Here is a 2,754-nt window from a genome sequence, read left to right on the forward strand (position 1 = left end):
AAATTATGCAAAAGGCTCAAAATAAAAATAGAAGGATACTATCGTTTCTTTACATACTGGGGGATTTTCAATGCAATATTTATAGCATCATCGATTTGATTATGGTAATTAATCATATTATTTAAAGGTTTTTTATTCAAATGAATAAAAACTCAATTGTTCTATTATTTCCAGTAATAGGGCTGTTTGTAATCCCCCTGATAGAAAAACCTATTTTAGTAAAGCAGTCAACTAGATCTAATAGAATATCTTTATATACTTTTTCATCCTCTATTACTCCAGATCTCCTGATTTCAACATCATTCACTTCAAACAATAGTTTAACTAGGCAAATAATATCTCCATCATCTGTAATTAATTTCGAAACTATAGGCACTGCTTTCTTTAGAGATAAGTATGAAATGTCAATAACTGCAATTGAGGGTAATGGATTTAATTGTTCAATTTTCACTTCGCTAATATTTGTCTTTTCCATGTTAATAACATTCGGGTTTGACCGAAGTTTTCCAGCTAGTTGACCAAACCCAACATCGACAGAATAAACTTTTGAACATCCCTTTTGTAATAGACAATCAGTAAATCCACCTGTTGAAGCCCCTGCATCAATCGCTACCCTTCCCGAAACATCTATTGAAAAGACTTCAAGAGCTCTTTCTAACTTCAATCCTCCCTTACCCACATATTTCATATCAAAACCTTTAATTATTATTTCCGAATTCACAGGTATTGGAGTACCTTCCTGTTGGATTTTTTCACCGTTAACAATAACCTTTCCAGATAAAATCCAACTTGCAGCAGTTTTCCGGTCCTCAAACAATCCCCTATCCACCAATACTTTCCAAAGGCTCGATCTTTTTTTATCCATTAGTTAAACCTTTCTCCTTTAATGATTTAATAAAATCCTCATAGATTGGCTTTGGTCTTACCTTTAATAAACAGCTTAAATGCAGATATCATATCCCGTTTATTTACAACAATCGATTCAATCGGCTCAATGGATATAAATGCGAAATAGTTAATTTTTGACGACTTATGAAACCTATTTTGAAAAATATCTTCCGAGAGATAATACTTTTGTTCAGAATTTTCTTTTGCAAAAATACTTTTATCACGAGTGATATTTGTCCAAAAATCCCATAAGTATGGACATTTATTCTCCAAATCCCTTCTTACACCAATAGTTCCATCCAAGGAATACGCTGTTACTTCAGTTCTATACCTGAATCCGTGACAAACTTAAGTACATTCCGCAGAGAGAGCAGTATATGGAAAAAAGTAATCGGAAATCCCCCCATCAGCTAAAGATTCGTGATGAAAACAAATCTACAAATGACAGAATCCATCAAGCGAGGCATGCTCAATAAGCCTTGCTGTTTACGGTAAGGCCGGGAAGAGCAGTTTGGGGTTGGTCTGGATGGCGAAAAATGGATTCAGGCAAACGCTTGGTACACTCGTCGTACGGTCTGAAACCAGGGACTGTATCGCCCAAAATTGAAAATCGTTTGACGAGCGTGTCGGCTGACTCTAGCCGCGATGTACACGATGTTTTGAATCACGGTGCGGATGCGGAGCAGATTGTAAGCGAACACCCCCGCGTGCAAAACCAGATCGTTGGTATCGAATTTGCCGGCGGGCAGTCGCTCCAAATCCAGATCCGTCTTCAGCTCACTATGAAATTGTTCGCTCGTGCCGTGATCGCGATACAACTCGATGACACGCCACGGCGAGCAGGTAAGAGAAGTCCAATAGACGTTCACTTCAATTTCCGGGAACAGGAGCATCTGACCTTCACGGTCGATTGCCGGGGCGCTGCTCACAGGCTATGCCCTTGTCTTCGGCGATCCGTAGCCAACTTTCCTTGGATGTGTTGCGCAGATTGACCTTGATGATTTAAACGAAACACCCTCTTTTTTCGTACCGGAGTTATCGAACGGAGAGACATCGATATCCAGCGGAATCATCGTATGCTCGCCTGCTGTCAGTCCGGTTACAGGTGCTTTTACGTTTCGAATCAGATCGGCGGATTCTTGAAGCAGGATCTCGTTCCAGTTGGCATTCATCGTTTGAGCTGCGGCATCCAGACGCTGACTTAGCGTCGGGCTTGACGGCACCTTGCGAACACCGAGGCAGGTTTGGAATACGGACTCTTTTCGGAAAGGCTCGATGTGGTCGAAGTCGCTTTTGCCTTGGCAAAGCAAGCCAAGATAGCTGGTCATGACATCGCCATGACTGTGAATCGGGTTCTCCATTCCTTTCACGGTGGAGCGATTGAGACGCTGCGGCAATCGGGTATGGGAAAGCAAGGCGCCGACGGTGGCCAGGCCAGCATGCGTAGTCAACAGAATTTCCTTAGATTGGGTGGATTGGATTCTCATATGTAGCACCTCGCAGGTGAAAGTGGATCATTCATGGTAAAATTCACCATCGGAGATGCGATTTCCTTTCTTTTTCTTCTTTTTCACAGAAGAATTATCACGAATTCAGGTCAATTTCAAAAAGAATTCGGTACCGAAGAAAGTTGTGCAATTTACTTGGCTCATAAACGCTGGAAAGATGCTAAACCTAGTGACTGCGGGGACGCTCATGCACAAGACGAAGCTTCCGCCTTAACCGACGCTTCAATCCTAACGAGCTCTTTGATCGATTACTTAATGCATGTGCCACAGCTGCTCCTCAACCGCAGTCCTGAGGTATGTGCATATTCAGAACAAATGTTCGTATACTGCAAATATCAACAGTTGAGTTTTTTGCAAA

General features: G+C 41.5%; 4 protein-coding genes and 1 pseudogene. 1 reads left to right on the forward strand and 4 read right to left on the reverse strand.

Annotated features, from left to right (window positions below; all coding sequences use genetic code 11):
• Positions 1-136: 136 nt before the first annotated feature.
• The 4 genes and pseudogenes from PACILC2_RS22325 to PACILC2_RS29800 all read right to left on the reverse strand — a co-directional run bounded on the left by PACILC2_RS22325 (position 137) and on the right by PACILC2_RS29800 (position 2,375).
• Positions 137-865: a TlyA family RNA methyltransferase gene (locus tag PACILC2_RS22325; RefSeq protein WP_213530950.1), complete on the reverse strand. Its 729-nt coding sequence runs from the start codon at positions 863-865 to the stop codon at positions 137-139.
• A 38-nt stretch (positions 866-903) separates the two neighbouring features.
• Positions 904-1,191, reverse strand: coding sequence for a hypothetical protein (locus PACILC2_RS22330; protein ID WP_213530952.1), 288 nt, complete (start codon positions 1,189-1,191; stop codon positions 904-906).
• Between the two features lie 239 nt (positions 1,192-1,430).
• A pseudogene (locus PACILC2_RS29795) lies at positions 1,431-1,802 on the reverse strand (IS1380 family transposase); the annotation flags it as partial.
• Positions 1,803-1,820: 18 nt separating this feature from the next.
• The gene (locus PACILC2_RS29800; RefSeq protein WP_244863748.1) at positions 1,821-2,375 is read right to left on the reverse strand and encodes a hypothetical protein; all 555 of its coding nucleotides are present in this window, start codon (positions 2,373-2,375) and stop codon (positions 1,821-1,823) included.
• A 33-nt stretch (positions 2,376-2,408) separates the two neighbouring features.
• On the opposite strand from PACILC2_RS29800, the gene PACILC2_RS22340 reads away from it, so the two are divergent.
• A partial coding sequence (locus PACILC2_RS22340; RefSeq protein ID WP_213530954.1) for a hypothetical protein occupies positions 2,409-2,754 on the forward strand: 346 nt, incomplete at its 3' end.

Origin of the sequence: Paenibacillus cisolokensis, from assembly GCF_018403665.1 — a bacterium.
In the GTDB taxonomy this organism is placed as follows: Bacteria; Bacillota; Bacilli; order Paenibacillales; family Paenibacillaceae; genus Paenibacillus_AH; species Paenibacillus_AH cisolokensis.